Source organism: Providencia sp. (assembly GCF_052096715.1).
Taxonomy (GTDB): Bacteria; Pseudomonadota; Gammaproteobacteria; order Enterobacterales; family Enterobacteriaceae; genus Providencia.
The window spans coordinates 1-3,073 of the sequence record NZ_JBQDNB010000056.1 but is presented as its reverse complement, the minus strand read 5'-3'; the positions used below and the strand labels follow the sequence as shown (position 1 = coordinate 3,073).

Below are 3,073 nucleotides of genomic sequence, written 5' to 3'. Positions count from 1 at the left end.
ACCAAGCTGAGCAATCTTCTCCTCAAGCGTCATTTGTGCCAATAAATCCTCAACGCGTTGTTGAACCGAATAATTTGGGTTTTGATAAATTTCCATATAATTACCATTTTAATAAATAAACAATGAATTTTATTTATATTAACAATCATGCATTTATTGTTTTAGACTAAGCGCACACTTGCAAAATTTATGAATCCAACAACAAAATATCATAATAATATTGTCAATATGACTAAGTAGTCGGAAGCAGACCTTTGCGATATTCCAGCGGTGTAAAACCACAATGTTTACGGAATACTTGGTACAAATAGCTCTGATTTGGATAGCCACATTGCAAAGCAATGTTTTCTATTGATTCCGTACTTTGCTTAAGTAACTGCTTGGACTTATTGAGCCTAAGCTCGGCTAAATATTGATGAACCGTCATATTTTTTGCCTCTAAGAAGCGGCTATCTAATGTCTTTCTCGACACCTGACAGTAATCCAAAACCTGCTGTACCTTCACATTCAAATGATAATTATTATGCAAGAAATATAATGCTCGATTGACGATATCATCCTGTAGTGACGACGCTTGGCTCGACTGTTCATTAACTAACGTGATTGGCTGATATTTTTCATGCACACATTGTTTGAATCGAACTGCTTTTAATAACACTTCAACACACCGGTGCCCTAACTGATATGGATCGATATTGATTGAGCTTAAAGGGACTGGAGAAATTGCACGCTCTGCATCGTCATAATCTGTGCCGATGATCGCCACTTGATCGGGCACGGAAACATTCATTTCCATACATAAGTTAGCGAACTTTCTGGCACTGCGATCGGAGGCGCAATACACCCCAAAAGGAAAAGATTTCGATTTTAGTGCCTCTAACGGGTCGGAATAATTTAATTCAAATTGCTTTGCTTGTTTTATAAAGCATTCTTTACGCTCTATCGCCCAGCCCATATTCTCTTCACGTAACTCATGGTAAAAGCCAACTCGGGACAAATCATTTTGCATAAACTGACCCAAAGCTAAGCCAGCAAACTGCTCATTGTCATTTACTAAAGTCGAAACGTTTTGAGGAGGAGAAAGAATCTTGTGGCTAGAATACAATAAGATTTGTGAATTAAGGCGAGACAGCACTCTAAACTTATCGGCCTTATCGTAATCGGCAATCACGTAATCCCATTTAGATAACAGAATATCTTTAACATTGTCGATCGATTCAATATAAATGGTGACATCAAGACTTAACTCATCAAGTTTGGCTTTAATCCCTTTTAACACCTCCCTGTCGTAATAAAACATCGTGTCTATTAGTAATAATAATTTTTTCATCGCTACTCCTTAGCACCACGAAGGTAGAAGTTTCTAATATCCAAAAAATAACCGCTGACAAAATTGCCAGCGGCTCTCCAAACACACTTATACTGTTAGTTCCACATTATGAACTTTAGGCTTACTATCCTCGTGCTGTTGTTTCGCATCTAATTCAAGCAAGGCTTTGATTTGCGCAAGTTTTTTGTTATCTAATTCATATTTCGCCATCACACCAGCTAAAGATATAAATACCACACCTGGAATAACGGTAAATAATAAGTTAATCGCCGAGATAGCTTCTTGAGATTGCTCAGATGCTCCCCCTACGTAGCCCGCTCCCGCTAGAATCCAACCAACCGCGGCACCACCTAAAGCAATACCTAACTTAATAGCAAATAAATTGGTCGAGAACACCATGCCGCTCAATGAACGGTTACTACGTGTTTTCTCATAATCCACCACATCCGACATCATGCTCCATAAAATCGGAGTAGTACTCATTTGGATAACACCAAGTGCAATCACCAGAGCAAAGATCATGAAAATATTATCTGGTTGAACAAAGAACAGTGAAATCGATAATAAACCAGAGATAACCGTTAAGATTTTATAAATTGTTGGCTTATCTAAATGACCAAATAAAGGTGCAGAAATGATAGCACCAACAATATTAGCCAGCATACCGGCTACCATAAATGTCGTTGCAAGATCCGCTCTTCCCATTACATTATTAACGTAATACATGGTCGATGCGCCTTTTAAGACAACGGCTGTCAGTAATAGAACGTTCAAAATAAATAGAATGCGCCATTGGTTATTTTTCAGTAACAACTTCATGTCATCTTTAACTGGGCGTCTTTCTTCTTTTTCAGCAGTAAAACGTTCTTTTACGTTAGCAAAGCAGAAGAAAAATAAAGCAATGGCACCAAAGCCCATCACAGCCATCGCCCCCACATAACCTTTTTGAATATTACCGCCGCCGATTAAGTCCACCAAAGGTAAAGCAACTAAAGCAACAACCAGGCCGCCCATAGTGCTTAGAGCAAAACGGTATGATTGCAATGAAGTGCGCTCTTGCGAGTCATTCGTTAATGCATTCGCCATCGCACAGTAAGGAACATTAATCGCGGTATACATAAGCGTTAAGAAAATATAAGACGCATACGCATAAATAATCTTTCCTGTTTCACTGAACTCAGGAGTAAAGAATGCAAAGGTACAAGACAGACCAAATGGAACCGCAATCCATAGTAAATAAGGACGATAGCGACCATAGCGAGATTTAGTTCGATCAACAATCGACCCCATTAATGGGTCAGTAATCGCATCAATAAAGCGCACTAGTAAAAACATGGTCCCCATATGTGCTGGGGATAAGCCATAAACATCCGTGTAAAAATACGCTAGAAATAACATCACCGTTTGCCAAACGAAATTACACCCTGTATCCCCTAACCCGTACGCTATTTTTTCTCTGGTTGAAAGCTTGATCGTGTTCATTTTTATTCCCCAGGTAAATTGATTAAATCCTTTTTCTCATAACCCTACGGATTTTCACATTATGCAATATGGTATTTTGATTATGTTATTTCTCATATGTGAAATAGCTTATAAAACGCCTAAAAACCAAGACATCAATCACAGAACCCCTTTATAAACGCTGAATAAATTCATCTATTTAATCACCAAAGAAAACTTTATGAGACCCAAAGCACAATAAACAAATAGATGAATTTGATTATTAAATTTCATAATTGAGCA

The 3,073-nt window shown here is 38.0% G+C and carries 2 protein-coding genes; both read right to left on the bottom strand.

The genetic code is table 11. The annotated features are described in order from the left end of the window. Positions 1-232: 232 nt before the first annotated feature. Positions 233-1,330 (bottom strand): AraC family transcriptional regulator, encoded by a 1,098-nt coding sequence (locus tag ACTH6U_RS21275; RefSeq protein ID WP_193000841.1) that lies wholly within the window; start codon positions 1,328-1,330, stop codon positions 233-235. Positions 1,331-1,417: 87 nt separating this feature from the next. Next, on the bottom strand, positions 1,418-2,812 hold the full coding sequence (locus ACTH6U_RS21270) for a glycoside-pentoside-hexuronide (GPH):cation symporter (RefSeq protein ID WP_193000843.1): 1,395 nt from the start codon (positions 2,810-2,812) through the stop codon (positions 1,418-1,420). Between the last annotated feature and the right edge of the window lie 261 nt (positions 2,813-3,073).